General features: G+C 38.0%; 29 protein-coding genes, 2 pseudogenes and 1 riboswitch. Of the genes and pseudogenes, 8 read left to right on the top strand and 23 right to left on the bottom strand.

Translation table 11 applies throughout. The features are described 5' to 3' along the window. The first annotated feature begins 103 nt into the window (after positions 1-103). The 3 genes from LQ50_RS00440 to msrB all read left to right on the top strand — a co-directional run bounded on the left by LQ50_RS00440 (position 104) and on the right by msrB (position 1,617). On the top strand, positions 104-580 hold the full coding sequence (locus LQ50_RS00440; protein WP_034624921.1) for a hypothetical protein: 477 nt from the start codon (positions 104-106) through the stop codon (positions 578-580). A 64-nt stretch (positions 581-644) separates the two neighbouring features. Beyond that, a complete protein-coding gene (msrA, locus tag LQ50_RS00445; protein WP_034624922.1) occupies positions 645-1,187 on the top strand; it encodes a peptide-methionine (S)-S-oxide reductase MsrA in 543 nt (180 codons plus the stop codon). Next, positions 1,180-1,617 carry a peptide-methionine (R)-S-oxide reductase MsrB gene (msrB, locus tag LQ50_RS00450; protein ID WP_034624924.1) on the top strand — a complete coding sequence of 146 codons (438 nt, stop codon included), beginning with the start codon at positions 1,180-1,182 and terminating at the stop codon, positions 1,615-1,617. Before msrA ends, msrB begins: the two co-directional genes overlap by 8 nt. A 139-nt stretch (positions 1,618-1,756) precedes the next feature. Here the strand turns inward: msrB and LQ50_RS00455 are convergent, their stop codons facing one another. Then, complete coding sequence (locus LQ50_RS00455; protein WP_034624926.1) at positions 1,757-1,942, bottom strand: hypothetical protein; 186 nt, start codon at positions 1,940-1,942, stop codon at positions 1,757-1,759. A 222-nt stretch (positions 1,943-2,164) separates the two neighbouring features. Here LQ50_RS00455 and LQ50_RS00460 point away from each other — a divergent pair, with 222 nt between their 5' ends. The 3 genes from LQ50_RS00460 to LQ50_RS00470 are packed head-to-tail and all read left to right on the top strand — an operon-like array spanning position 2,165 to position 3,880. Next, on the top strand, positions 2,165-2,896 hold the full coding sequence (locus tag LQ50_RS00460; RefSeq protein WP_034624928.1) for an alpha/beta hydrolase: 732 nt from the start codon (positions 2,165-2,167) through the stop codon (positions 2,894-2,896). Between the two features lie 31 nt (positions 2,897-2,927). Continuing rightward, positions 2,928-3,443 (top strand): YjcG family protein, encoded by a 516-nt coding sequence (locus tag LQ50_RS00465; protein WP_034624930.1) that lies wholly within the window; start codon positions 2,928-2,930, stop codon positions 3,441-3,443. A gap of 8 nt (positions 3,444-3,451) precedes the next feature. Beyond that, complete coding sequence (locus tag LQ50_RS00470) at positions 3,452-3,880, top strand: GNAT family N-acetyltransferase (protein WP_034624932.1); 429 nt, start codon at positions 3,452-3,454, stop codon at positions 3,878-3,880. Between the two features lie 53 nt (positions 3,881-3,933). Here LQ50_RS00470 and LQ50_RS26390 read toward each other — a convergent pair whose 3' ends face one another. The 12 genes and pseudogenes from LQ50_RS26390 to LQ50_RS00525 form a co-directional block, all read right to left on the bottom strand. After that, positions 3,934-4,278 carry an MTH1187 family thiamine-binding protein gene (locus tag LQ50_RS26390; protein ID WP_052144520.1) on the bottom strand — a complete coding sequence of 115 codons (345 nt, stop codon included), beginning with the start codon at positions 4,276-4,278 and terminating at the stop codon, positions 3,934-3,936. Between the two features lie 78 nt (positions 4,279-4,356). After that, a pseudogene (locus tag LQ50_RS26395) lies at positions 4,357-5,043 on the bottom strand (DUF1385 domain-containing protein); the annotation flags it as partial. A 17-nt stretch (positions 5,044-5,060) separates the two neighbouring features. Beyond that, positions 5,061-5,660 carry a hypothetical protein gene (locus LQ50_RS00480; RefSeq protein ID WP_034624934.1) on the bottom strand — a complete coding sequence of 200 codons (600 nt, stop codon included), beginning with the start codon at positions 5,658-5,660 and terminating at the stop codon, positions 5,061-5,063. A 154-nt stretch (positions 5,661-5,814) separates the two neighbouring features. Further along, positions 5,815-6,612 carry a bifunctional hydroxymethylpyrimidine kinase/phosphomethylpyrimidine kinase gene (gene thiD / locus LQ50_RS00485; RefSeq protein WP_034624936.1) on the bottom strand — a complete coding sequence of 266 codons (798 nt, stop codon included), beginning with the start codon at positions 6,610-6,612 and terminating at the stop codon, positions 5,815-5,817. Between the two features lie 43 nt (positions 6,613-6,655). Further along, on the bottom strand, positions 6,656-7,765 hold the full coding sequence (gene thiO, locus LQ50_RS00490; RefSeq protein WP_034624937.1) for a glycine oxidase ThiO: 1,110 nt from the start codon (positions 7,763-7,765) through the stop codon (positions 6,656-6,658). A 20-nt stretch (positions 7,766-7,785) separates the two neighbouring features. After that, a complete protein-coding gene (locus LQ50_RS00495) occupies positions 7,786-8,565 on the bottom strand; it encodes a thiazole synthase (protein ID WP_034624939.1) in 780 nt (259 codons plus the stop codon). A 1-nt stretch (position 8,566) separates the two neighbouring features. After that, a complete protein-coding gene (thiS, locus tag LQ50_RS00500) occupies positions 8,567-8,764 on the bottom strand; it encodes a sulfur carrier protein ThiS (protein ID WP_034624942.1) in 198 nt (65 codons plus the stop codon). 5 nt (positions 8,765-8,769) lie between these two features. Beyond that, positions 8,770-9,397 (bottom strand): annotated as a pseudogene (gene thiE, locus LQ50_RS00505) (thiamine phosphate synthase). Positions 9,398-9,453: 56 nt separating this feature from the next. After that, positions 9,454-9,560, bottom strand: a riboswitch (TPP riboswitch). 245 nt (positions 9,561-9,805) lie between these two features. Continuing rightward, entirely contained in the window at positions 9,806-10,924 is a 1,119-nt protein-coding gene (locus LQ50_RS00510) for a YqgU-like beta propeller domain-containing protein (protein WP_034624943.1), read from the bottom strand. A 236-nt stretch (positions 10,925-11,160) separates the two neighbouring features. Continuing rightward, positions 11,161-12,582 (bottom strand): aspartate ammonia-lyase, encoded by a 1,422-nt coding sequence (gene aspA / locus LQ50_RS00515; RefSeq protein ID WP_034624945.1) that lies wholly within the window; start codon positions 12,580-12,582, stop codon positions 11,161-11,163. A gap of 183 nt (positions 12,583-12,765) precedes the next feature. After that, the gene (locus tag LQ50_RS00520; RefSeq protein ID WP_308417908.1) at positions 12,766-12,948 is read right to left on the bottom strand and encodes a YqgQ family protein; all 183 of its coding nucleotides are present in this window, start codon (positions 12,946-12,948) and stop codon (positions 12,766-12,768) included. Positions 12,949-12,977: 29 nt separating this feature from the next. After that, positions 12,978-13,490 (bottom strand): hypothetical protein, encoded by a 513-nt coding sequence (locus LQ50_RS00525; RefSeq protein ID WP_034624948.1) that lies wholly within the window; start codon positions 13,488-13,490, stop codon positions 12,978-12,980. Positions 13,491-13,715: 225 nt separating this feature from the next. On the opposite strand from LQ50_RS00525, the gene LQ50_RS00530 reads away from it, so the two are divergent. After that, a complete protein-coding gene (locus tag LQ50_RS00530; RefSeq protein ID WP_034624949.1) occupies positions 13,716-14,120 on the top strand; it encodes a YueI family protein in 405 nt (134 codons plus the stop codon). A gap of 149 nt (positions 14,121-14,269) precedes the next feature. Here the strand turns inward: LQ50_RS00530 and LQ50_RS00535 are convergent, their stop codons facing one another. Further along, entirely contained in the window at positions 14,270-15,733 is a 1,464-nt protein-coding gene (locus LQ50_RS00535) for a spore germination protein (protein ID WP_034624950.1), read from the bottom strand. 127 nt (positions 15,734-15,860) lie between these two features. Here LQ50_RS00535 and LQ50_RS00540 point away from each other — a divergent pair, with 127 nt between their 5' ends. After that, a complete protein-coding gene (locus LQ50_RS00540; RefSeq protein ID WP_034624951.1) occupies positions 15,861-16,739 on the top strand; it encodes a hypothetical protein in 879 nt (292 codons plus the stop codon). A 140-nt stretch (positions 16,740-16,879) separates the two neighbouring features. Here the strand turns inward: LQ50_RS00540 and LQ50_RS00545 are convergent, their stop codons facing one another. The 9 genes from LQ50_RS00545 to LQ50_RS00585 form a co-directional block, all read right to left on the bottom strand. Next, positions 16,880-18,406 carry a rhomboid family protein gene (locus LQ50_RS00545; RefSeq protein WP_034624952.1) on the bottom strand — a complete coding sequence of 509 codons (1,527 nt, stop codon included), beginning with the start codon at positions 18,404-18,406 and terminating at the stop codon, positions 16,880-16,882. A gap of 132 nt (positions 18,407-18,538) precedes the next feature. Then, positions 18,539-18,742, bottom strand: coding sequence for a protein YqgO (gene yqgO / locus LQ50_RS00550; protein ID WP_034624953.1), 204 nt, complete (start codon positions 18,740-18,742; stop codon positions 18,539-18,541). A gap of 78 nt (positions 18,743-18,820) precedes the next feature. Continuing rightward, positions 18,821-19,777, bottom strand: coding sequence for an L-lactate dehydrogenase (locus LQ50_RS00555; protein WP_034624954.1), 957 nt, complete (start codon positions 19,775-19,777; stop codon positions 18,821-18,823). Between the two features lie 52 nt (positions 19,778-19,829). Further along, positions 19,830-20,849 (bottom strand): ThiF family adenylyltransferase, encoded by a 1,020-nt coding sequence (locus tag LQ50_RS00560; protein WP_034624956.1) that lies wholly within the window; start codon positions 20,847-20,849, stop codon positions 19,830-19,832. 11 nt (positions 20,850-20,860) lie between these two features. After that, on the bottom strand, positions 20,861-21,649 hold the full coding sequence (locus LQ50_RS00565) for a DUF92 domain-containing protein (protein WP_034624957.1): 789 nt from the start codon (positions 21,647-21,649) through the stop codon (positions 20,861-20,863). Beyond that, positions 21,646-22,206, bottom strand: coding sequence for a 5-formyltetrahydrofolate cyclo-ligase (locus tag LQ50_RS00570; protein WP_034624959.1), 561 nt, complete (start codon positions 22,204-22,206; stop codon positions 21,646-21,648). The genes LQ50_RS00565 and LQ50_RS00570 overlap by 4 nt, the downstream gene beginning before the upstream one ends. Before the next feature lie 305 nt (positions 22,207-22,511). After that, positions 22,512-22,661, bottom strand: a complete 150-nt coding sequence (gene rpmG, locus LQ50_RS00575) for a 50S ribosomal protein L33 (protein WP_034624960.1) — start codon at positions 22,659-22,661, stop codon at positions 22,512-22,514. A gap of 79 nt (positions 22,662-22,740) precedes the next feature. After that, positions 22,741-23,421, bottom strand: a complete 681-nt coding sequence (locus tag LQ50_RS00580; protein WP_034624962.1) for a hypothetical protein — start codon at positions 23,419-23,421, stop codon at positions 22,741-22,743. Next, positions 23,384-25,801, bottom strand: a complete 2,418-nt coding sequence (locus LQ50_RS00585) for a sugar phosphate nucleotidyltransferase (protein WP_034624963.1) — start codon at positions 25,799-25,801, stop codon at positions 23,384-23,386. The genes LQ50_RS00580 and LQ50_RS00585 overlap by 38 nt, the downstream gene beginning before the upstream one ends. Positions 25,802-25,817 lie beyond the last annotated feature (16 nt).

The raw sequence follows: 25,817 nt of genomic DNA on the forward strand, positions 1-25,817 counted from the left end.
TATGTAAGTTTAAACTGCAGTGACTATTTAGGTTTGATCTTCTTTTACGTATAAATTTACTTGTTCTAGACGAGACGATACTAGAGTAGAGAGGTCGGTGCTAATGAATAAAGAAAAAAGAGCTGAGATTATCTTTTGGAGTATTGCCTTTCCTGGATTCGGTCAATTTCTAAACAAGAAATATGCCAAAGGATTCTTATTTGTTACCTTAGAATTTATAGTTAATGTTCAAGCTAAATTAAATTTAGCCATCATCCCCAGTTTTTATGGATTAGGAGAGACTGCTAACGCTTCTGTTAATTATCAGTGGATTATGTTTTATCCTTGTCTTTATTTATTTTCAATGTATGATGCATATCGCGACGCTGGTGGTGTACATATACGTTACGCCTTTATTCCGTTTGTTGTCTCAGCTTATGCTGGAACCATTGGTGTTGTCTTCTCTTCAACAATGGAAATATTCGGGAGAATCGCGGGTGTTATTTGGCTCCCCATCCTCTTTCATTTAGGTGGCTATCTTATTGGATTAATAATTAGAGCCATCGTTTTAAGAACACTGAAAGCTAGTCCCCAAACGTAAAACCCTAATCATTTTCCTACGAAAAGAATAATTGATATAATAACAATAAAAAGGGGGGTCTTAGTTGGATAAGCACATTACAGAAAAGGCAACGTTTGCTGGCGGTTGCTTCTGGTGTATGGTAAAGCCATTTGATCAATTTGAGGGAATCAAGTCGGTCATCTCAGGCTATACGGGTGGAATGACTGAACACCCTACTTACACAGAAGTTTGTTCTGAAACTACGGGACACTACGAAGCAGTCCAAATCATATTCGATCCAACCGTTTTTACATACGAGAGACTTCTAGAGATCTTCTGGCAACAAATTGATCCTACTGATCCAGGCGGACAGTTTTTTGATCGGGGTGATTCTTATCGAACGGCGATTTTTTACCATTCAGAAGAACAGCGGAAACTTGCCGAAGAGTCAAAAAGGTCATTAGAGGCAAGCAAGAAATTCTCGACATCCATAGCAACAAAAATCTTACCAGCTCAAGCATTTTATCCTGCTGAAGAATATCACCAAGATTACTATAAGAAAAATCCTATCCATTATACAAGATACCGCAAAGGATCAGGAAGGGAATCATTTATCAATTTACATTGGGGGCAAAACCATGAATAAAGAATCAAAAGAGCAATTAAAAAAGCGCCTCACACCGATGCAATATGCCGTAACACAAGAAAACGGCACAGAACCACCTTTTCAAAATGACTTCTATAAGCATGATGAAGACGGGATATATGTTGACATTATTTCAGGCAAGCCTCTATTTAGTTCTAAAGACAAATATGATGCTGGATGTGGATGGCCAAGCTTTACCAAACCAATCATTGCTGAAGAGATCATTGAAAAAGACGATTTTAGCCATGGAATGATCCGAACAGAAGTCCGTAGTAAAGAGGCGGATTCACATTTAGGTCATGTCTTTAATGATGGTCCAGGACCAAATGGATTACGTTACTGCATAAATTCTGCAGCACTGCGATTTATTCCAAAGGCTGACTTAGAAAAAGAAGGGTACAGTTTGTATCAAAAGCTTTTTGATTCATAATAAAAAGAGGTTGTCTCATAAGCTCTCCCCTCATGAGGTATAGATAAGTACATTTATTGTATTTAGTCACATATATTATGTTCCCTTGGGGTTGAACTTTTATTGAGAGACAACCTCTTTGTTATTTTCGAAGTATGAACTACATTGTTTCATCATACGTATATCGGACCACATATTTATCCGTTCGAAGCTTCTTAATTTCTACAAGGGGGCCAATTTCATACCCGTTCGTCCAGTTGTCTTCAATTTTTGCTTTTACACAACCGGCCTGAAATTTCGACCTGAATACTTGTTTATAATAAATCCACCTTGGAATTTGAGACATTGTCACCCATACCTTTCTTACTTTTTCTATATAGTACAAAATATTAATCAACTACACAATTTGTTCAAACTGTCTATTTGTATTTATTTACAATTTTTGATCAAATCATCCGAGAGGTATTTTTAACTAGATCCCTACAAGAGCGAGTTGCTTATCATGGCATTCTTCCTTATCATTAGGTAAAATAAAAAAAGGAATTCTCAGTAAGAGGAGATAAAGTATATGAGCAAAAAATCATTAGAAGGCACAATTACAGAAACAAGCTTTAGAAGCGAAGAGCTACAAGCGGACATACCATTACTTATCTATACACCGCCAAATTTCACACCTTTGCAAACATATGATGTTTTAATATGTCAAGATGGAAACGACTATTTTCAGCTCGGTCGGATCCCGAGACAAGTTGAACAATTAATCGAAGAAGGGGAAATAAGAGAAACGATTGTAGTAGGGATTCCTTATCCATCTGTTACCGAACGAAGAAAACGTTATCATCCTGATGGTGAAAAAGTTGAATCCTATATTCGTTTTTTAGCTAACGAGATGATTCCATTCCTTGATGAAACGTACCCAACTCACCAGCTTGCCTCCTCTCGTACTTTAGCCGGAGATTCACTTGCTGCCACTGTATCTCTACTAACATCTTTAAAATACCCTAGTCTATTTGGGCAAGTGATGATACACTCTCCATATGTTAACGAGACAGTTATCCAAAACGTAACAGATTATAATAAGTTAGAGAACATAACGATTTATCATGTGATTGGAAAAAAGGAAACATCTGTAAAGACAACAGATGGGCAAACGTTGGATTTTTTAACACCAAACCGCAAATTACATGCTTTGTTAAAAGAAAAGCCATTTAGCTATACCTATGAAGAATTTGATGGAAATCACACTTGGACATATTGGCAAAAAGATTTGCCAAAAGGCTTAACTACGTTACTAACATAGCAGAAACAATTATAATAGAGGATGTGTTATTATGAATTATGGAATTGCTTTGTTTCCATCCAAAGAACTTCAAGACCATGCCAATTCTTACCGGATGCGTTATGACAGTCATTATTCTTTAATCCCGCCTCATATCACTATTAAAGAAACATTTGAGGTCAGCGAAGATGAACTTCCTTCAATCGTATCCACGTTAAGAGAGATTGCTAAAAATGCAGAACCTGCTTTTATAGATATTTATAAAGTTGACACCTTTTATCCACAATCAAATACAATCTTCTTTAAGATTCGTGAACATGAATCACTAACAAACTTGTATCAGGCATTACATGATGATCCCTTTTCTGCAAATGACAAATATGGATTCATCCCACACGTTACGATTGGGCAGGACCTCTCAAGTCAAGAGCATTCCGATATTGTCGGACAATTAAAAATGAAAAAAATTGAACACCAAGAAACGATCAATCGAATACAGCTGCTTTATCAATTAGAAAATGGTTCATGGACTGTATATGAAACATTTCATCTTGGAAAGGACGTTTAAAATAATTTATGAAAGTCATTAAAGTCACATCAGAAAATCAACTAGAGGATGCATACACCATTCGTACAGAAGTGTTCGTTAATGAACAACATGTTCCAATGGAAGAAGAAATAGATCAACATGAAGCCGAAGCACTCCACTTTGTCGTGTATAATGATACAGAAAGACCCATAGGAGCAGGTCGTCTTCGCTTTGTTGACGGTTATGGCAAAGTTGAACGAATATGTATTGCCAAAGAAGCTCGTGGTACAGGTGCAGGTCGAGAACTGATGAACAGAATCGAGGAAGCTGCTCGCTTAGAAGGCGCAGAAAAAACAAAACTCAATGCGCAAGTTCAAGCCCAAAGCTTCTATCACAAACTAGGCTATGAGACCATTTCTGGAGAGTTTTTAGATGCTGGAATTCCCCACGTTGCTATGACTAAATCATTATATTAATCAAAAAGGGGTACCCAAAAGGTCAAAATAAGACCCTTGGCACCCCTTCTTTTTTATTCTTTATGGTGTACAGGCTCTACCTCTACTTCTGCTTGGCTCATATGCGCTTGAACCGCAGCTAACTTCTTAGTCATTGTCGACTCCTTATCACGCCGGTCATCAATGCGGATATTTGTTGCCACTCGCTTTAATCCGTGTTTAAAAGGCACTTCATGTATCGCTTGAATCACCTCGAATAAAACAGGTAGCTCTCCTTCTATTAACGTACTCATCGGTGTTAATTGGTATGATACTTTTCCTTCATACGTCTGTAATACCTCTTGAATTTCCGCTACGTATTTGCTTACACTAGGCGTGTCTGTCCCAATTGGAATGACGGTTACATCAACAATAGCCATATGTTTTTTCTCCTCCTTTGGTTTTGGACGCTTTACGGTTATTCTGTCAGGAAACTCTTGTGCTGCGAGTTTACGATATGATTCGATTGAAGCAATCATATGTGCTCGCTCAGGCTCCATCGTTGTAACATGAACTTGCAGCCAATAAGAAATCGCCAGCACCACCCTTTTTATCATTCCAAATCCTTTACCTTCCATTACTCTTTGAATAATTGGAACAAGTACAAGACTGCCATAGGATGCTACTTCAATTGCCAAACTTATTCTCCCAGTAATTCCCGTTAAAAGCATCGAAAATAATAGAACACCTAAAAAGTAGATAACAACTACATTTGTTGAACAGTAGCGATTCGTAATACTTGCTTTTCCAATTTGATATAATCGAGCCCTGCGAATAATTCCCTTATCACTAAATACTTTATGTTCAGCCCCATGATATTTTTTTAACTGTTTTGGAAATAAAAAATGAGTTCCGAACATGTAATAGAACAAAAAGTAAAAGGGTAATCCACCCCAAATCATAGGATACCAAATAGCCAACAGTTTCGGAACAAAAATCAAACTTAAATAGAAAGCAGTTAATATCTTAAACCAAAATGGCATCGACCAAACAATTTGTTTCATCATGACAGCCATTGTCGTTGCATTTACTGGTTTAAGCCAACTATTTAAACGTCCCTTTTCATGATACGCGCATGCAACATGTTGTTTCCCTATATAAAAAATACCATTTTGATAGGAGAGCCCCCTTACTTTCATGCACATACCTTCCTTCTGTTATGTTACTCTTCCCTATTGCTCACCCTCAAACTCCAATGAGGAACATTCGCTGCCCCTGTGAAAGTCGGCGATGACAAAGATGCATCTGTCATTTCAAGTGGTGCATGTTCAGTCCACGTATGTATTAAAGTTAAGAACACGTCTCCACCTTCGATGTCTTCCCCAAAAATCTCAACTTGCAGTCGCCCTACATTCCCAAAACTTTCATGTTCCTCAATTTTATTTGAGAAAGGAAAAATAATGCCATTCTCTACCATTGTCCCTTCTGATTGTTCAATCGTTCGATCAGCATACAATAATTCTAGCACTGCACCTTCCACTTCAATATCGGTACGCGGCGTCATCGTATCTCTTTCCATAATGACAATTCCAATATAATCCTCACCATATAAACCTTCCGCAGGCATCACAGTCCAATCCCAATTAGCTGTTACTTTCATTCCATGTGCTGTCTTATTTGTATTCAGATCAAGTTCAATAACATCTTGCAATTCTTCATTCGTAATAGCTTCAGAGCTTTCTAAAAAGTGATATCCTCCTATTAACATAACAATAGCTAATATTGCTGGCAAGATGAGTACAAGTTTATTTCCACGAAACATAGTATCTATTCTTCCTTCCTGTTCACACAAGTCAATTTACTATACTACCCATAATATTAAACGATTCATGTACATCTAGTAAACGGGTAAGTCATAAAACAAATCATTAAAAAGAGCCAACTAGATAAAGCTCCAGTTGACTACTAATGTTCGTTTATTTATTTTTATATGCCGCATGATTCGTTGGGCCAATTCCACTTCCAATGTTTAAGGAATGCGAGATAGCAGCTGTAATAAAAGCTTTGGCTGTCTCGGTTGCGTCTTTTATTTGAGCTCCTTTTGCTAGCTCAGATGCAATTGCAGCTGCAAATGTACAACCGGTGCCGTGCGTATGCTTCGTATCAATCCGATCTACTTCGAGTTCATGAATCACTTCTCCATCAAAAAGCAAATCAACAGCAGGTCCCTCTGTTAAATGGCCACCTTTTAAAACAACATAACTAGGACCCAGTGAGTGGAGATCAACCGCTGCCTGCTTCATTTCTTCTAGCGATTTCATTTCTGGTCTTCCTAGCAATTTCGCTGCCTCTGGCAAGTTCGGGGTGATAACTGTTGAAATTGGCAGCAATTCACTAGTCAGTGCTTTTACTGCTTCTTCTTGAAGAAGAGATGCTCCTCCTTTGGCAATCATCACCGGATCGACAACGATATTTTTCACATCATACTTTTTTAATTTATTAGCTACAAGGCTAATAATATCCGCAGAAAACAACATTCCCGTCTTGACCGCATCTGCACCAATATCTGATAAGACCGCATCCAGTTGGGCTTCAATCGCCTCTAATGTCTGAGGATAAACCCCATGAACCCCAAGTGTATTTTGAGCTGTTAAGGCTGTAATCACACTCATTCCAAACGTGTCTAATTCTTGAAATGTTTTTAAATCAGCTTGAATTCCGGCTCCACCACCACTATCTGATCCAGCTATAGTTAATGTTTTTGCTAAAGTCATAGAAAGACCTCCTTTCTTTATCTCCGTTTCATTCGTTCAAGCATTATGTAAATCGTTCAGGTTTACAAGATACAAGTGGTGCATAGGCTTCTTTTTCATCTAGCAAATCTGCAACTGCTACAGCGGTAATTGGACTTAATAAGATTCCATTACGGTAATGTCCTGTTGCAAAGACGACATGTGGTGCTGCCTCTAGTTTACCTATAAGCGGAAAACCATCCTGGGTTGCAGGTCGCAACCCTGCCCACGTATGAAAAGGAGTCCTTTCTCCTAAAAAAGGAAAAACGTGCTTATTCCAATTTGTTAGTCTCTGGATACCTTTTTCTGTAACATCTGTCTTGAAACCTGCTATATCTTCTGAAGCCCCATTCACCAACGTTCCATTTCCTTTTGGAACAAGATAACCCTGACTTGTATAAACAATATGCTTCACATGATTCACTGGGAGATCATACGCACAAATTTGCCCGCGAATTGGATAGACTGGAATACGAACTCCAAACACTTCCTCTAACTCACTTGACCAAGCACCTGAACAAATAATTAAGCGGTCTCCTGTGAATTGACGACCATCTTTCGCTTGCAACGTAACCGATTGTTTCCAATTTTCGACGGTTACTTGTTCAAGATGCTCTTCAATTTCCACACCATTTAGCCGACAAGCAGCCTCAAGTGCCTTTACATAATCTGGTGCAAACACATGACTTTCTTCTGGATAATACATTGCCGCTTTGATATCTTTTGAAAGTGTTGGTTCCATTTCCCATAGTCGACTTCCAGTTATCAATTCAGTTTCTGCTCCCCATTCACGTTGCCAAGACTGCCTTGTTTCAAGTGCGAGAACATCGGCATCATGATAAACCGCATGAAGACTGCCGCTCTCCGAATATTCAAAGTCCATTTTTGAAACATTCTTTACATCGCTTTGCCATTGCTTATACATCCTTAAACTATCTAAACATAATCTAAAAAAGTCATCGGGATCTTCACCAATTTCCGAATAAGGGGCAAGCATCCCAGCTGCCGCTCCCGATGCTTGTCCTCCACAACTAGTTTTTTCTAATACGGTTACATCATAGTTACGTCGACTAAGCTCAAATGCCGTTGCTAGACCTATGACGCCCCCTCCTAGAATTATAACTTTCTCTTGCACAAAACTCCCCCCTGCTCTTACTACTTTGAAACGAATGATGCTAGCCCACTACTTGCTGTAGCATACTTCTTCTTCGGAATTCTTCCTGCTTCGTAGGAAAGCCTCCCCGCTTCAATTGCACATTTCATGGCTCGAGCCATTTTAATAGGATCCTTTGCTTTGGCTACAGGTGTATTCATTAAAACTCCATCCGCACCTAATTCCATCGCCAGAGCAACATCGGTCGCAGAACCAAGACCTGCATCAACAATAATTGGTACATTCGCTTGCTCAACAATGAGTTCTAAATTATATGGGTTCAGTATGCCTAATCCCGTTCCGATTGGAGCACCACCTGGCATAACTGCTGCTGCCCCGGCTTCCTCTAATCTTTGACAAAGAACTGGATCATCCGATGTATACGGCAATACGACAAATCCTTCTTTTGCCAAAACTTCTGTTGCTTTTAATGTTTCAATTGGGTCAGGGAGTAATGTTTTCTCATTGACACTGATTTCAATTTTAATCCAATCACTTAAGCCCGAAGCCTTCGCTAATCTTGCAATCCGAATCGCCTCTTCTGCTGTTTTAGCTCCTGAAGTGTTCGGCAAATAAGTAAACGACATTCCCTCTAGATGTTGTAAAATCGCATCCTCATTCGGAGCTCCTAAATTGACTCGTCTAATAGCAAAGGTCAGGACCTCAGTTTCAGATGCCTTTATTGCTTCATTTTGTACAAATGGATTTGGATACCTTCCTGTCCCAAGAAAGAAACGCGAAGATAATTCTTTTCCAGCAATCGTTAATTTATTTTGCTTCATATTAACCACCTCCAACAAATTGAACCAGTTCAATTCTCATGCCTTCTTTTAATTCCGTTCCTTTCCAATTTGCACGTTCAATAATATTTCCATCTACCTCTACTACGACAAGATGTGGCTCGAGTTCAAAATTCGACACCACTTCTTCAAGGTTAGAAGCATCCACATTGTGGTCTTCTCCATTTATTATTAATTGCATTCTCTTCACCCTTTTTCAGCTAAAATATTTGTGAATTGCTCGCAAACATCTTTTACATCGTCTGCACCAACAATTTCAGAGATCATACAAATTCTAGTTGCCCCTGCATCTAATACTTGATCTACATTGTGCAACTTAATTCCGCCAATGGCCACAAATGGTATCTTAATTTCTGAAACCACTTGCTTAATATATTCCGTTGTAACAGGATCGACCACATCCACTTTACTATTAGTATGAAAAATTGGTCCAACACCAATATAATCTGCACCAAGTGCTTCAGCCTCGCGAGCTTCTTCAATTTTGTGAGTAGAAAGACCAATTATTTTATCTTCTCCCATGATCTTTCTTGCTTCAGCTAGCGGCAAATCATCTTGGCCAATGTGTATCCCATCAGCATCCACTGCAAGAGCAACATCTATATGGTCATTTACAATAAACAACACATCGTGTTTTTTTGTTAATTCACGAAGAGATTTTGCCTTTTTTTAGCACATCTCTTTTGCTACTTTTCTTATCTCGTAGCTGAATAATATCGACACCACCAAGAATGGCTTCTTCCATAACTTCTACAAGGTCTCTACCTTGATGGAACTCTTCACCTGTAATCGCATATAACTTAAACTCTCTCATGGGTAACCCACCTTTTATACATAAAATCGAAAAAAAGCCGCATCCGAACATACGGAATACGGCTCAGATGACTTCCCTACGCTGGCGTGATCCAGATCAGGTATGAGGGTAAAAGGACAACCTTTTTCTCAGTCCACATTTGTGGACACCCCTAGTCTTTACATTCTTACTAGTTATACATTTATTATGACATAATGACTAAAAAAAGCAAGAGGACAAGTAAAAAGGCCGCTGAAAAGGAACGATTTTCACCTTTTTCAGTGGCCTTTAAGCAATGAGAGGAACCGTTGCTTTGTTTTAAGCCTGCTATGAGTGGGTTTCTTGTAGCTGGCGCGCAACGTGTGGAGCCATTGCTGCTTCCTCGAAATTACTAAAATGGACTTTTTCAGCAGTCTCACAAGTAAACACTTATTCTTCTATAAGCGGAACAATTGCCCCTTCCGCTAGATCAAAAACACGCTCAAGACGGTCTCCAAATAGAAGAAAAGAGCCTTCAGGAGAAACACTTATTGGAACATGCCTCTCAAGTAAAGTTATTTTTTCCTCCGCATCTCCTTGTACATCGTAGGCAACTAGTTCAAAGCCATCAGTATAACTAAAGAAATCACTACTATATTGCGGTCTTAAATAATAAAAAATACCTTTGTCTTCATCATAAGAATAATAAGGGATCCACCATTGTTCCGAATATGTGTTAAGAATTGGCATTTCAATCTGCCTAAAAGGTTCTTGCTCATCATAAAACGTATATGTTGAATAAAGATCATAAACAGATTCCACTGTCACGGAGAGCGAGAGACCATCCGAAAAGCTCATATATGCAATGACAGCATCCTTCCATTTCTTCACATCCCCACTATCGACATTGACTTCATAAAGAGGAGCTTGAAAATCAGGTTCGAGCTCTTCCCATTTCAAATAACCTACATCTGTAGCTGATATCCATTGTACATAAGATTGTTCTAAATCAATGCTTCTCACTTTCACTTCCTCTACATCAACTACGTAGGTTTCAAAATCCCAATTTGGTAAAAACGCAATCATTATAAACGTATTCAGTTTATATGGATTCCAATAGACAGTATATTCTTCTCCATAATCTTTAATTGTCTGTATTACTGTACCATCTCGATCAACAATTACTAATAAAGTCTCGTTATCTAAAGTTACCTGCGATATGGCAAAAAGAGAATAGTCTGCATTAGGACGCACATCTGTAATCCACCCATCCACTTCAAAAAAATTCGTCGATTCACCTGTTGCAAGCTGATGTTTAACTAGACTCGAGCGTTCTTCTCGCTCTTGCAAATACAAGACCGTATGAGCATCATACCAACCTAGTATTTCGGCAACATTCTGTTCATTTGGAATAGGTGAAATATCTGATCCAGTAAAGAAGGAGGTTGAAACATCTCGCTTTATTGAATGATATTCTGAACTTTTTGGTAAAGGTTGACTCTCCATCGGAGTTTGGGTACAGGCTGAAACTATAAAAAGAAAACAAATACCTAATATCACTCGCCTCATCTTGTCCCTCCCTCTCGGTCACATTAGTCTATATTATTAGACGAAAATAACCCCTTAAACGTTTCAAATTTTTTCACATAAAAAAAGAAAGATGACTCATATCATCCGACCCACTAAATTACTACATTATAGCAGAAAGAGATAGATTTGTACTATGTTTTAGCTAGCTAATTAAATAGAGAGCATTGAAAAGGTGGTTTTCACCTTTCAATGCTCTCTCCCTTTAATTCATGAATTTACATTTCTCCATCTATGAACCTTGAACCTGCAATTCCAGGATTCGTCATCTCCTTTGGATCAAGGATTTCATTCAATTCCTCTTCTGATAAAATTCCTCTTTCAAGGCAAATTTCTCGTACTGGACGATTGGATTGAATCGCTTCCTTTGCTACTCTAGAAGCGACCTCATAACCAACATGAGGATTAATTGCTGTTACAATCCCTACACTTTTTTCAACCATCTGACGGCAATGTTGAATATTAGCAGTCATTCCTTCAATAGCATATTTCCTGAAGACACTTATTCCATTTTGTAAAATAGAAAACGATTGTAATAAATTAAATACTAACACAGGTTCCATGACGTTTAATTCCAATTGCCCAGCCTCAGAAGCTAAACTAATCGTATGATCATTTCCAATGACTTGAAATGATATTTGATTTACAACTTCGCACATTACAGGATTTACTTTCCCAGGCATAATAGAGGAGCCCGGTTGCCTTGCCGGCAAGTTAATCTCATTAATTCCAGTACGAGGCCCTGAACTCATTAAACGCAAATCATTAGCCATTTTCGATAAATTAATAGCCATAATTTTAAGAGCACTTGATACTTCCGTATAAGCATCTGTATTTTGAGTTGCATCAACTAAATCCTCTGCTGTTTCAAATGGATATCCTGTAATATCGGCTAAGTAATTTGCTACTTTTTTAATATACTCAGGCTTTGCATTTAAGCCTGTACCAACTGCTGTCGCTCCCATATTCACTTCATATAAATGGCCAACAGATCTATCTATTCGACCTAAATCCCGACTGAGCACACGCTGATAAGCTCCAAATTCTTGTCCGAGTCTAATCGGTACAGCATCTTGCAAATGTGTGCGACCCATTTTTAAAACATCATCAAACTCTTTCTCTTTCTGCTTTAATGCTTGAATCAATTCAGCTAACTCTTTTTTTAACCCATCAGCTAACCGAAGAGCCGCAATATGAATCGCCGTCGGAAAGGCGTCATTTGTTGATTGCGCCATATTCACATGAGTATTAGGACTAACCCTCATATACTCGCCTTTTTTGCCACCAAGTATTTCAATCGCTCGATTTGCAATCACTTCATTTGCATTCATATTAAATGAAGTTCCTGCGCCACCTTGTATTGAATCTACAATAAATTGATCTTGAAATTTACCATTTATAATTTCGTCAGCCGCTGCAATAATAGCATCTGCAATATTCACAGTGAGAACCCCTACATCACGATTTGCCATAGCAGCAGCCTTTTTTACGTACCCAAACGCACGAATTAACTCAGGGTGTGGAGGGTAACCAGTAATGGGGAAATTCTCCCTCGCTCGCATAGTTTGAATTCCATAATAAGCTTCTTTCGGCACTTGTTTCTCCCCGATCAGGTCGCGCTCCGTACGATATTCTATCATTCACATTTGTCTCCTTTTTTGATGTTTGCTTCTATATTACTTCAATGATTGTCCATTATTATTCTATGTAATGCAATATTTAATGTGAACAAGTTACCCCCTTCTTACGAATTCCTATAGGAGGAACTTATCATTATAGATTCAATAATGATAAGTTCCTCCCAATCTTATAAGGTTGATCTTTTAATTTAATGACCTAGTTTCGTTGCGTAAAATAAGAAGCCCTTGCTGAAACGTTTCCCTATCGATCATCTTCCATTCATACAGTTCCTTCAATTCATCTTCCATTAAGGCAAGATCTATTGAACGGTCGCGGGTATAGACAATGGAACCATGTTTTTTTAAGAGCTGTCTAACTTCATACATCGTTTTCAACACATTCACCTCAATAACCATTATAACAGCTTTACAACTGCCACGAAAAGAAGCCAAACAAGTGGTGTAAAGGAAATAAATGAATAACGCCAAAAGGCTTGCCGTATTTGCATTTGAACAAAAACTCCAATCCCTAATGCCGCCGTAAATAAAAATGACGCTGCTATCGTAAAGAACGTTCTAAACTCAAGTAATCCCCATTCCATTCCCATTAAAAAGAATAGAATGGTCAAAAGTAATAACAAAACTTTATCTTCTGGATGAAAAAAACCAAGTGTAGGATGAAAACGACTAAAACAAGCCACAATAAACAACAGAGAAAGAATCGATAAAAGAATTTCAATAATTCGTACGCCAACCCATCCTGTTATTAACATTCCAGCAATCATACCAATGTAACATAGAAACAAGAAAAATAAAGAAAATAATAAAAAGTGAATAGGTCTAATTGGGTCACGCGGAGCCGTTAACAGGCCACCTATTGTAAGACCAATCGTAAAAACAAAAATCATGATGATAATAATAAACCACATGCTATACACATCCTTTTTAAGCCACTGAAAAGGCGATTTAAAATCTTTTTAGTCCTCAAATTATGCAGCACGTCTTGTGGGAACGGTTTCTAATTAACAATTTTCGTACATCTTAAAGTCACGTTATGTTGAAATTCTTTCTTATGCTATGATATGTATTCAATAGAGAAATAAGAAGGACAAGATCAAACTTGTTCAAGTAAAAAATGAAATGAGGAGCGGAAGATGGACCAAAAAGTAAAAGATATCATTGACCGAGCACTTTATGGAACTCCAGAGATTAAACCAGAAGAGAGAAATTTATTTTTATCGACTATTTTGGAAAGAATTCATATAGCTTTAACCAAAAAGCAAGTCATTCAAAGAGGAATGTATGCGGAAGTAATCAAGTTAATGAAAGACAAAAACAATCTACACTTATATTTAAATGGACATTTAAATTACGGTAATTACTCAAATTATATTCAGGAAGCAAACAAGGCAGGAATTCGCTTTACGATTGTAACTCCGCAAAAGGAGACACCCTTTGGACTCGTTTTAGCAGATGAATCAAAAGCAATAGATAGCAACGACATTTTTGTGAAAGATGATTTATATGAGTTAGATATGAATGAGTCGATCAATCTCTAAAATAAATAAATAAAAATGAAAAATAGAGGCCACTGAATAAGGTACGATTTTTACCTTTTTCAGTGGCCTTGCGACTATCTCAAATTTGCTGAAGAGACTTGAATAAAAGGTAATTTCCCTTGTCCAGCTCCCTTCTTTATGACCTGTGTTTACCTGTCAGGATCATTGGGATGTACTGCGCTAGGACGTTGTTTTTTTAACGGCATTGCTGTCCGGAATAGTACGTCTTTTAAAGCCGATCCATTAAATGGTATAAATGGCCACATATAAGGGGTACCTAATGATTTCAAATGAACAAGCATTAGTAACCAAACCGTTATCCCTACAACAAATCCAGCTACCCCAAATAGAGCAGATGCAATTAATAAGGCAACCCTAATTAACCGGTTCGCCAAGCTCATTTCATAACTTGGTGTCGCAAACGTCCCTACAGCAGCCACCGCTAAATAGAGCACAACTTCAGGAGAAAAAAGACCTACATTAATAGCGACTTCCCCAATTAAAAGCGCTGCGACCAAACCTAGTGCTGTAGCTAATGCATTGGGGGTATGTATGGCGGCCATCCTCAGCATTTCAATCCCTACTTCTGCAAGTAGAAACTGGGCATATAAAGGAACAGTCCCTTCTTCCTGCTGCCCAATGAAATTTAATGCTGCAGGTGCAAGTTCTTCATTTGTAGCAAGTAAGTACCAAAGAGGCAACAAAAATAAAGAAGCCCAAACTGCTGCATAACGAACCACTCGCAAACTTGTTCCTACAATCGGCTTTTGACGATATTCTTCTGCGTGCTGCATATGATGCCAAAAAGTAGTAGGCGCAATCATTACACTGGGCGAACCGTCTACCATAATAATGACATGCCCTTCATATAAATGACTCGACGCAACATCAGGACGCTCCGTGTACCGGACCATTGGATATGGATTATAATGATGTCCAAATATAAATTCTTCTATTGTTTTATCACCCATAGTTAACCCGTCAGTGTCGATTTTTTCTAACGCCTCTTTTATATGTTGCACATATTCTTGATCAGCAATATCTGCAATATACGTAATGGCTAGGTCTGATTTGGAACGCCGTCCAACTGAAACATACTCAACCCTCATCGTCTTGTCACGAATTCGTCTTCGTATTAAAGCGGCATTCATCACGAGCGTTTCAACGAACCCATCTTTTGAACCACGAATCACTTTTTCTGTATCAGGTTCCTCTGGTCCTCGAACTGGATACTCCCTTGTGTCAACCAAAATGACTTGATCAATGCCTTCAACGACAAGCGCAGCAGGACCCGCTAGAACCTGATCCACTACTTCGTCTAAATCATCTGTCGCCTCTATTTCCGCATATGGAATATGGTGCTTAATTAACCTATCTAATGGTCTATCTGCTAAATCGGAGCCTTTCATTCGAATTAGCTCACGTTGAATTTGAGTAATCGCCTGATCTTTTCCAAATCCATCCACAAGAAAGAGTGACATTTCTCTTTCTCCATGCTCTAACTCAAGGTGCACTAAATCAAAGCTTGCATCGACCGCTAGTTCCTTTTTCAGATATTCAACATTGTCATTATAAATAATTGTGACAGGATTTTTCACTTTATTTTTATCCACGTGTCATCACCTCCCATTCCTTAACATTATTTGCTTCTATGTCTTTTTCCATTCATAACAACATGCATAAGTACGATTGCATTCACATATAAATGTGACAAACTGTTTGTCCACTGGAGGCAGAACGATGAACAAATGGAAATTTGCAATAGTCATGCTTATCACGTCTTTTTGTGTGGGATTGTTTCTTGTTTTTACGATTAAACCCGAGCCTTTAAACGACGCTCTTATCTTTTTTCCGCTTGATCCAACCGCTACTTTTGATGAAGCGACATCACACATTGACTTTCTCGCAATGGAAGATGAGGACGAGTATATTTTAGATTGGAATGTTACGTCGGTTTTAAATCAATCCGCTTATTTAAGGCAAGACGTCTCTCTTTTGTTTGAAGACGGTTATTTAAAAGATACGTTATCAACATGGAGAGAAAACACAGACACAATCAATATAGAAAAAGATGTAAAATCAGATGATAGTGGTCATTACCGTGTAGTAACATTTCATCATGCTGAGTTACACTATCCTAATGATGAAATCAAAAGTGCTCAAAAACTTAGTTTTGATCAGCTCTATGTAATTGACTCACCTTTAAGTCCATTACATGCTTTTCGAACTCCAAAAACCGAAGAAGAAAAGGAAAGCAAACGAATATTGGATTATATCTTACAGCAACAGCAAGACTATGACTGGGATGACTTATTTGAATATTACAACATCCCAAAAGATCGATACTTGCGCATTCCTCTTACCGACTTAGTTCTATACGAAGAGGAGTCGATTCCCGGATTAACCAAAGAAAAGACCGCACAATTTCTCGGTGGTCTTTGGGAAGGACTATATAAAAACTATGTATTAGGTATTACAAAGCAAGATGGGACTACAGTTAGCCCCATTGGAAGTACGGTACCCTTAATTCTAGTTCCTGATACAGCTGATCATTTTTTCATCCTTTTTCGAACCTCAGATGGAGAACCGGTTCAACTTTTACAAACCATAACAAACTAGTTCCACATAAATATCAAGTTTGAGATAGCACAATCCTGGAATACACGTTAATAACAGAGTGCTCCAGAAAAAAAGATCGCCTGAAGGGACTGAAAAAGGAGCAATTTTTTACCCTTTTTCAGTCCCCTCTCAACTTATCTTTATTTTACCCCCTTTTTCAATGGCGACTCACTCAACCTCTCTTGCAAATCAAGGTACATTTCATCTGGATATATTTGTATTGCCCGATCGATTGAATATCGAGCTTCCTCAATCTCATTAAGTTCAATATAAACTAAAGACAAATTGTAATGAGCTTCATGAAAGTCTTCTTTCATATCAATGGTTTGCACAAGAAGCTCTTTAGCCGTATCATAATTTTCAAACGTCGCTTCTGCATAAGCTAATAAAAAGGACGCTTCAGGAATCTCAGCTCCTTCTTCTACAGCTCTTTTTAAAAAAGGATATGCAGCTTCAATATCATCCTGCTGTAGATATTCTTGGCCAATTTGTAATTCTAAGACAGGCGAACGAGCTTTATGTTCATTACTCATTCCAAACCAAAACAAACTTAGCAAAAATAAAATTGTAAACATTAAAAAGAGGAACGGTCTAAAAGACTTCTTATGTTTTGGTAAATGAACAATGACAGATGCAAAGAACCCTCCAATTAAACCACCAATATGCGCACCATTATCGACCATTGGAACAGCAAAACCAAAAACTAAATTAATGACTAATATTGTTAGTAAACTTTTTCCCATCGTCCGAAAAAACAACTTTCGATAAATCGTACCAAAATATAGCAGTGCACCAAAACAACCAAAAATTGCCCCTGATGCTCCTGCTGCTACTTGTTCGTTAAAAGCAAAACTAGCAATCGATCCCGATAACCCAGCTACGAAATAGATAAACAAAAAACGCCAGGTACCGTACATCCTCTCAACTGCACTCCCAAGATAAAATAATGCTAATGAGTTCATAAAGAGATGAAGGAAGCCGATATGTAAAAACATAGCCGTGAACAGGCGCCACCATTCTCCGCCAATAATGAGCGGATTGTATTTAGCACCAAACTCGATTAATGTCAAAACAGAAGTACTGCTTCCAACTTGTTCTAACATATAAAACATAAATGCAATTATAACTAAAAGGGCCACCGTTGCTATAGGCTTACCGTAAAAGAATAACGATTTCTCTTTATGTTCCCGCTCTTTAGTCGCTTGTCTAATTTGCTGTTTTAGATGTAAAATAATCATTTCAATGTCTTCAATCGTTTCTAAAGAGGAGGAATCTGTTACTTCTGTCTCATGAGTTTTTGTTTTGTCAATGACATTTGAATGAACAGTCGTTCTCTTCTTTTCACTCTCAAAATAAGCCGTTCTTACATCTTCCCAGTCATCCACTGGTGGATACAAGCTTATATAAATATTTTCTCCTACTAGTTTACGACATCGCATATGACGCCTGATGCGTTCAAATTGTTTGACTGATTGAACCACATCTTTTCTGAGCCAGCTAGAAAAATCTATGTCAACTCTCACAATCCGAAGAATCTTCTTGGGCTTTGACTCTTCATCTTCTAACCAGATCTCTCTTGAACTTTGGTCAAGAACTCTAAACCCTTTATTAAAAATGTAAAAATGGGCGAACCTCCAGAAAAAATAATCCTGTTGCAAACGATCCATAACATCCTCCTCTCTCCTATTTCTTATTAAACAGTATAGCAATTATTTCCTTAAATAGAAGGACTCTTATAATAAAAATAAAGGGTCTGCCTTTAGATACAATATACCTAGAAGACGGACCCCTAAGTTGGATTAAAAATTTTCTTGTGGACGGCTTGATTGAAAAACCGAACCCAGTACTTTATCACGGATAAACGGAATTTGCATCGCAAACATAACGGCTAGCTTCCTTAGCATTCTACGACTCAAAAAGGCGTTGATCACGCGATAACGATACTTATAAGCAAAATACATTGAAAAAACTAACGATAAAATTGAAATGAGACGTTGAAACATGGTCATCCCTCCTAATCTTAATGTGGCTGTGAAACGAATCTTTTATCCACGATTAAAAGAAAAGGATCAATTTGATCTCTATACAATATCATGAACAGGTTTCATCGCTTGTTTTAAGACTGAAGCTGAATGATGTAATTTCTTATGTTCCTCTTCACTTAAATTTAGTTCTAACACTTCACGAATCCCTTGACGATTAACGATAGCAGGTACACCAATATAAACGTCATCAAGACCGTACTTGCCTTTCAGAAGTGTCGAAATCGTTAAAACTGAATTTTCGTTTCGTAAGATGGCTTTAGTTAGGCGAACTAACCCCATTGCTATCCCATAGTACGTTGCACCTTTTCGTTCGATAATATGGTAAGCAGCATCACGAACATTAGTAAAAATCGTATCTAGTTCATTCATTTCGACATGATTATCCTCTTTCACATACGTTAAAATTGGCTTTCCTCCAATGTCAGCATGGCTCCATACAGGTAGCTCGGTATCACCATGCTCCCCCATAATATAGGCATGCACATTTCTAGAGTCCACATCAAAATATTGACCAAGTAAAAAGCGAAAACGTGCTGTATCTAAAATGGTTCCAGAACCAATAACTCTTTCCATTGGGAGACCAGAAAACTTCCACGTGGCATAAGAGAGGATGTCGACAGGATTGGTGGCTACTAGAAAAATGCCATTAAACCCACTATCCATCACAGATGCGACAATGTTTTTAAAGATCTTAGCATTCTTTTCAATAAGGTCAAGTCTTGTTTCACCCGGTCCCTGATTGGCACCTGCAGTAATGACAACAAGGTCTGCTTCGGAACAATCTTGATATGTACCTGCCCAAATTCTCATTGGTGAACCAAACGGCATTCCATGATTTAAATCCATCGCATCGCCTTCAGCCTTCTCCTTATTCAAATCAACTAATACCAGTTCATCTACAACCCCTTGATTAAGAAGAGCATAGGCATAACTCGAACCAACAAAACCCGTTCCTATTATTACTACCCTTGTTCCCTTTCCTCTTTTCTCCATCATAACAGCACCTTTCTTTTGAAGATACGCTAACTAACATCTTTCTAAAGCCTTACCCACCAATATATTTACTATACAGAGTTTTAGCTCTTGAAAGATCCTCCGTTCCTTGGATTAACACTCGGCCATCCGGAAACAACACTAACCTCTCTCCCTCTTGTAGCTGCACTCGAAGTAAAAATGGAGTTACTTTTAATTCAGCAATCGCAGCTAATTTCTTTGCCCAAACCTTTAAATCAATAGGCTCATTACGTTGAATTTGGACCGTTTCTCTCCCACATAAAGTTGTAACGTGATCCTCTTCTTCCATTAATGATGGGTACTCTTTTCTTTGACAGGTTGGACATTCCTTTTTTGATTTCTCCATTTTCAAGTCAAATTGGTGATTTTTCCATAAGTCAAAGCTTCTTAAAGTTCCTCTCAGTGATTGATCATCACTTACTAAATATTTCAAAACTTCTACCACTTGATAGGAAGCCACAATATCTACAACCGGACTAATAACACCAATTGTATCGCACGTTTGTCCTGCTCCTTCTCCCGGATTGATAAAACAACGCAAACATGGCGTTTTTCCCGGAATAAATAAAGCCGACATCCCTCTAGCACTTACAGCTCCACCATAGGCAAAAGGCAACCCTAACTTAAAACACAGATCATTTAAGAGAAATCTGGTGCGAAAGTTGTCCGTTCCATCTAAAACAAGATCTATCCCTTCCAATAATTCAGGTAAGTTTTCTCTCGTCACATCAGCAACGATTCCTTCAATTTTTATACTAGAGTTAATCGCTTTTAATTTTTTTTCAGCCGCAATCGCTTTTGGTAAACTTTCTAGTACATCTATTTCGTCAAAAAGCATTTGCCTTTGTAAATTGCTCATTTCAACGTAATCACGATCAACGAGTCTTACTAACCCTACTCCTGCACGAACCAGGTGATTGGCTAACACTGTTCCTAAAGCACCAACACCAACAATTAAGACTGACTTATTCATCAAGCTTTTCTGACCATCTTCGCCAATTGGCGAAAAACGCATTTGTCTAGAGTAACGTTCCAAAGAATTTTGTTCCATCTTTCTCCTCCTTATAGCAACAACCAACCTGTAAACAAACCAACAGCTGCTCCAAAAACCGTACAGCCTATATTAACGATGTCATTATCCATCCATTTCTTACCTTTAATTCGTTCTGTCTTCCGATTACAATGATTTTCACGTTCCGTTTCAATTAAACAAACAGGACAACGATATACAACTTGCCAAACTCCTCCTAGCACTGTATCAACTAAATTACCTAGAAATCCAGCTAATGTCAAAGCTAGCAATAAGATTAGACTACCATAAGACGGTCCCCACCAAAAAATGATTGAGAAGATAACAATTAAGAAACTTCCAGCAATGGAGGCAGCCAAACCGAGGGATGTAATAGCTCCAGACATACCTGGGCTAACATGTTTTCTTTTCATAAGATGATATGGCTTTTTTTTGCTATGAGAACCAAGTTCCGATGCCCACGTATCTGAATTAGCTGCAGCCAAACTGGCAACGAACCCGCAAATGAGGATCTCAGAAGGGTTAAGAAAATAGATAAAGGCCAACAAAGCAGAAACCCCACCATTAGCAAATACTTGGTTCGTATCTCTTTGTTGGCCTTTTTGTACAATTCCAAGCTCATTTTCATTAGGTGGGAACGACCCAACCAATATAGAACTAAAAAAGAAAATTCCAAGTAAAAGTAATCCAAATATTCCAAGTCCTAAAGAGATTGCGCAACCAACTAACGCAGCAGCAATAGCTCCACCAATGGTTAATTTATTTCTTTTATAAGCAATGAATGCAATGAGAATAATCGCTATAAACAAGATTATAGTCATGATAAAAACCCGTCAGGATTGATTATGTGATCAATTAGACAATCATGGGGCTCGGTTGGGACTAATGGAACAATTTGACACGGAAAAGCTAACGCAATTCTCTGTGCTTTGGTTTGTGGAAGAAAGCGATCATAGAACCCTCCACCGAACCCAAGTCTAGATCCGTTTTTATCAAAAGCAAGTCCGGGAACAATCACTAATTCAATCTTTTTTGGATCGATAGCAGAACATCTCCTTAAATTCGGCTCTTTCAAATTATATGGACCATCTTCTAGTTGATCAAAACTGGTTAATTCATAAAATGCCATCTCTCTATTTTTGAAATTCGTCCGAGGAACGACTACTTTTTTTCCTTGCTTCCATGCTGTTTCTATTAAAAAATATGTATCTACTTCTTTTCCACGCGAAATAGTAAGTGCAAGTACTTCTGCTCTTTTCCATAGACTAGAAGAAATAAGGTGTTTTGCAATTTCCTTAGACCAACCTCTCCATTCTTCATCAGACATCGATTCTAATTTTCCGCTTACTTCATCTCTAATGTCCCTTTTTGTAACCATAGCTTTCACTCACTCTCATTCTATTGATGAATGCGCCATCAAAAAACTCTTTTAAAATGGCTGTTTTCGCATGTTTTGTTGTTTTTATGGATTACGTATCTCCTTTTCGTTCCACCTGCGCTCCAGTCACTCACCACAAGGAGGTGCCGATCCTCCTCTGCTGTGGGGTCTCGCCCCTACCTCTGCATCCCGCAGGAGTCGAGTGACTTCCACTCCATTTCACGACCAGGTAAAACTATTTAATAGCAACCAACCTTACGAAAACAGCCTTTTAAATAGAAAAAAGCAGCGGAGAATCCAGCTGCTTACTTTGTTTCACGGTGTAACGTATGACGCTTTAATCTTGGGCTGTATTTTTTAAATTCAATACGCTCAGGATTGGTACGTTTATTTTTTGTTGTAATATAGTTACGATCTCCTGTTTCAGTGCAAGCAAGAGTTACTTGTACACGCATTTGCTATCCCTCCAAACTGTGCTTACTTCATACTTGAATATGATAGCAAATCTTTCCCGTTCAATCAAGTGGTTTTTCTTTACAGGATTTGTTTTGTCACTTGCTTTAGATGCTCAGATCGAATTTGTCGATCGTGTCTTTGCATAACTTCCTCTTCTGAGGTTCCATTAATTTCCCAGATCCGTCCATATGTCTCCTGCCATGGGTCTAATTGAATACTAGTTACCATCATGCTTTCATGACCAGTTTGGCATAATGGTGAAACAGCCAAATTCCCACTTATTTCTGACCAAATTATTTCTCTTTTTCCTACAGCTAATTGACTTACTTTACTACGAAAAAAATTCGCTGCTAGGAGGGTTAAAATCGGGCTACCATAATGCATAATCGTTTGTTTCAAAGGAGAAACAAACGCAACTTTTGACGAGACGTTACCACACCTTTGTTGATGCACAACAAATTTAATATTGCGCAGTTCTTCAGATTGATTTTTAAAGACAAATGTATAAACAAAACTACTTTCCTCTTTTTTAAACTCTTGTAAAATTGTTAGTTGAATCCTCCATTCTTTATGAAAAGCAACAACAATGGACAGGTCTGACCCACGTTCTTGCTTGGACGACATTTCCCACTCATCGCTATTTAACCAAGAACATTTTCCATTTAACCAAACGCCAAATCTCTTTAAAAAGTGGTGATTGTTCTTTTGGATTGTGATCATATTAGGATGTTTGCTGTTTAATAAAATTAATTTGTTCAATGTATTCACCTGCCAGTTGTTTTGCATGTGCTCCATCTGTTGATTGAGCATACACAGTAAATGTTCCTTTTTCTTGGTCTGGAACAATAAATGTCCAACTTTCTTCCGTATGCTTTACCTTCATTCCATCTATTAATTCTACGTTTTTTCCTTTTAATGATTCTAATAATTTTCGCATGACGATCCCTTTTTGTTGTGTTTTACAAGTGACTTCTTGTTTATAAATAGATTGTACAGGTAGTGCATTTAAAACTTCTGACAGAGTTTTCTCACTCTCGACCACATGGTCTAAAAGTTGAACGATCGCATAGGGACCATCATATGACATCATTTGTACCGTTCCTTCTGTTTCCATCATTGCCCGAGCTGAAGTCTTTGTCCTGATTAGTGTTTTATCGTAGCTCGCTGCTACTTCCTCAAGTGCACTTCCACCATATAATGGAACAGCAAGCTCTTGTCGTATACCTTTTTCAAGTTGCATGTATATAAACAGCAATAATTGTTCTTCTTCTGAAACTAAATGACCTTGCTCTGTCATTAAACTTATGAATTCTCCACTTTCCCCAATCAAAATTCCAAAATCAGCATTAAATTCAAGTAATGCCTCCCTCATCCTAGCAACGTCTACATGGTCATCCAAATGATGAATTGAACAACCTAATTGTTCTAACATTGTTGTAAATAATGGCAGTTTACTTGATCCCTCTTCATGAACGACTACATGAAGATTTCTAGCTTTAATATTTTTAACATGAATATGTTCCATCAAATTAGTTACGTAATTTTGTTCTAACTGATGGTTAACCTCATATTGACCAACATACTCAAATGCTACCCTACGGTAAGTTTGAAATGTTATGACTTGTTCCAACTCACGCTGCTCAGAAGAACTCACCGGCAAGCCATCTTCATTATAGAATTCAATGACTAACTGCTTTTCCTGATTTTTATCTACTAATCGAATATAAATACCGCCTTTAGACTCGCTATGCTCGACACTAAATCTTAGTACAGGCAACATGGTTTGTCCAAGTTCAACAACATCAACACCTGATGCTTGTAAACTTTGAATAAGAGATAATTTCATCACCTGACTGAACGAATGCCCATCGCTAGCTACTAATACTTGTGACCCTTGATTAAGTAAGGTACCGTAAGCAGCACCAAATTTTGTAGCTTCCTCTGGGGTCATTTCAATATTGGCAACACCTGTAGCACGATGTCCTTTTAATAATGATTTAGCACCAACTTCATTCCAAACAAAGGCTTGTGGTACTGTTGTGGCTTCCTCTACTCTTTTATAAGGCCAAACTTTTACCTCTGGTTGGATAGTCGCAGCTCCCCCAATAACTGTATGATGTCCAATGACAGCATCTTCAAAGATGGTTGCTCTAGTTCCAACAGTCACACCTTGACAAATTGTAGCTCCTCTTAATTCACTTTCGTCTCCAATATATGTGCCATCCCATAAAACGGATCGCTTAATTGAAGCTTTATTGGATACAGTTGAACCTGATCCAACAACTGCATGTTCTCCTAAGTGAGCCCCAGACCGAATAACTGAATTCGCTCCAATTGATACAGGACCTTCGATTTTGACTCCTTCTTCTATAATCACATTCTCGCCAATCCAAACATTTGGTTGAACCTCCGTTCCGTAAATGGAAGCATTAAGTTCTCCACTTAATAAATCACTTTGAGCTTGACGATATTGCTTGAGGTTACCTATGTCTGACCAATATCCTTCAGCAGAATATCCATACAAAGGTGATTGATCCTCTAAAAACTTTGGAAAGACGTCCTTACTAAAATCTACTACTGAATCTTCTTTAATATATGAAAAGATTTCCGGATTCATAATATAGATACCTGTATTCACCGTATCACTAAATACTTCGCTCCAACTCGGCTTCTCTAGAAAACGAACAATTTGATCTTGTTCATCTGTCATAATCACACCAAACTCTAGTGGACATTCTACTTGTTTCATAAAAATAGTAACTAAACTATCATTTCCCTCATGGAAATTAATTCCAGATTGAAGGTTAAAATCTGTTAAAGCATCACCACTTACAACTACAAAAGGTTCATCTAAGAATTCTTCCGCTTGTTTCACACTCCCCGCTGTGCCTAAGGGAGTAGTTTCTTCAAAATAATGCAATTTCACACCGAATTCAGAGCCATCTCCAAAGTACTCTTTAATGACATCTGATAAATATTGAACGGTTACAGCAATTTCAGTAATTCCATATTTCTTTAATAGTTCAATACTATATTGCATAACTGGTTTTTGAATTAGTGGAACCATTGGTTTTGGTACATTACAAGTTAATGGACGTAATCTCGTACCTTTTCCTCCTGCCATGATGACACCCTTCATATAATTGCCTCCCTTA

This window comes from Halalkalibacter okhensis, assembly GCF_000787375.1.
Taxonomy (GTDB): domain Bacteria; phylum Bacillota; class Bacilli; order Bacillales; family Bacillaceae_D; genus Halalkalibacter; species Halalkalibacter okhensis.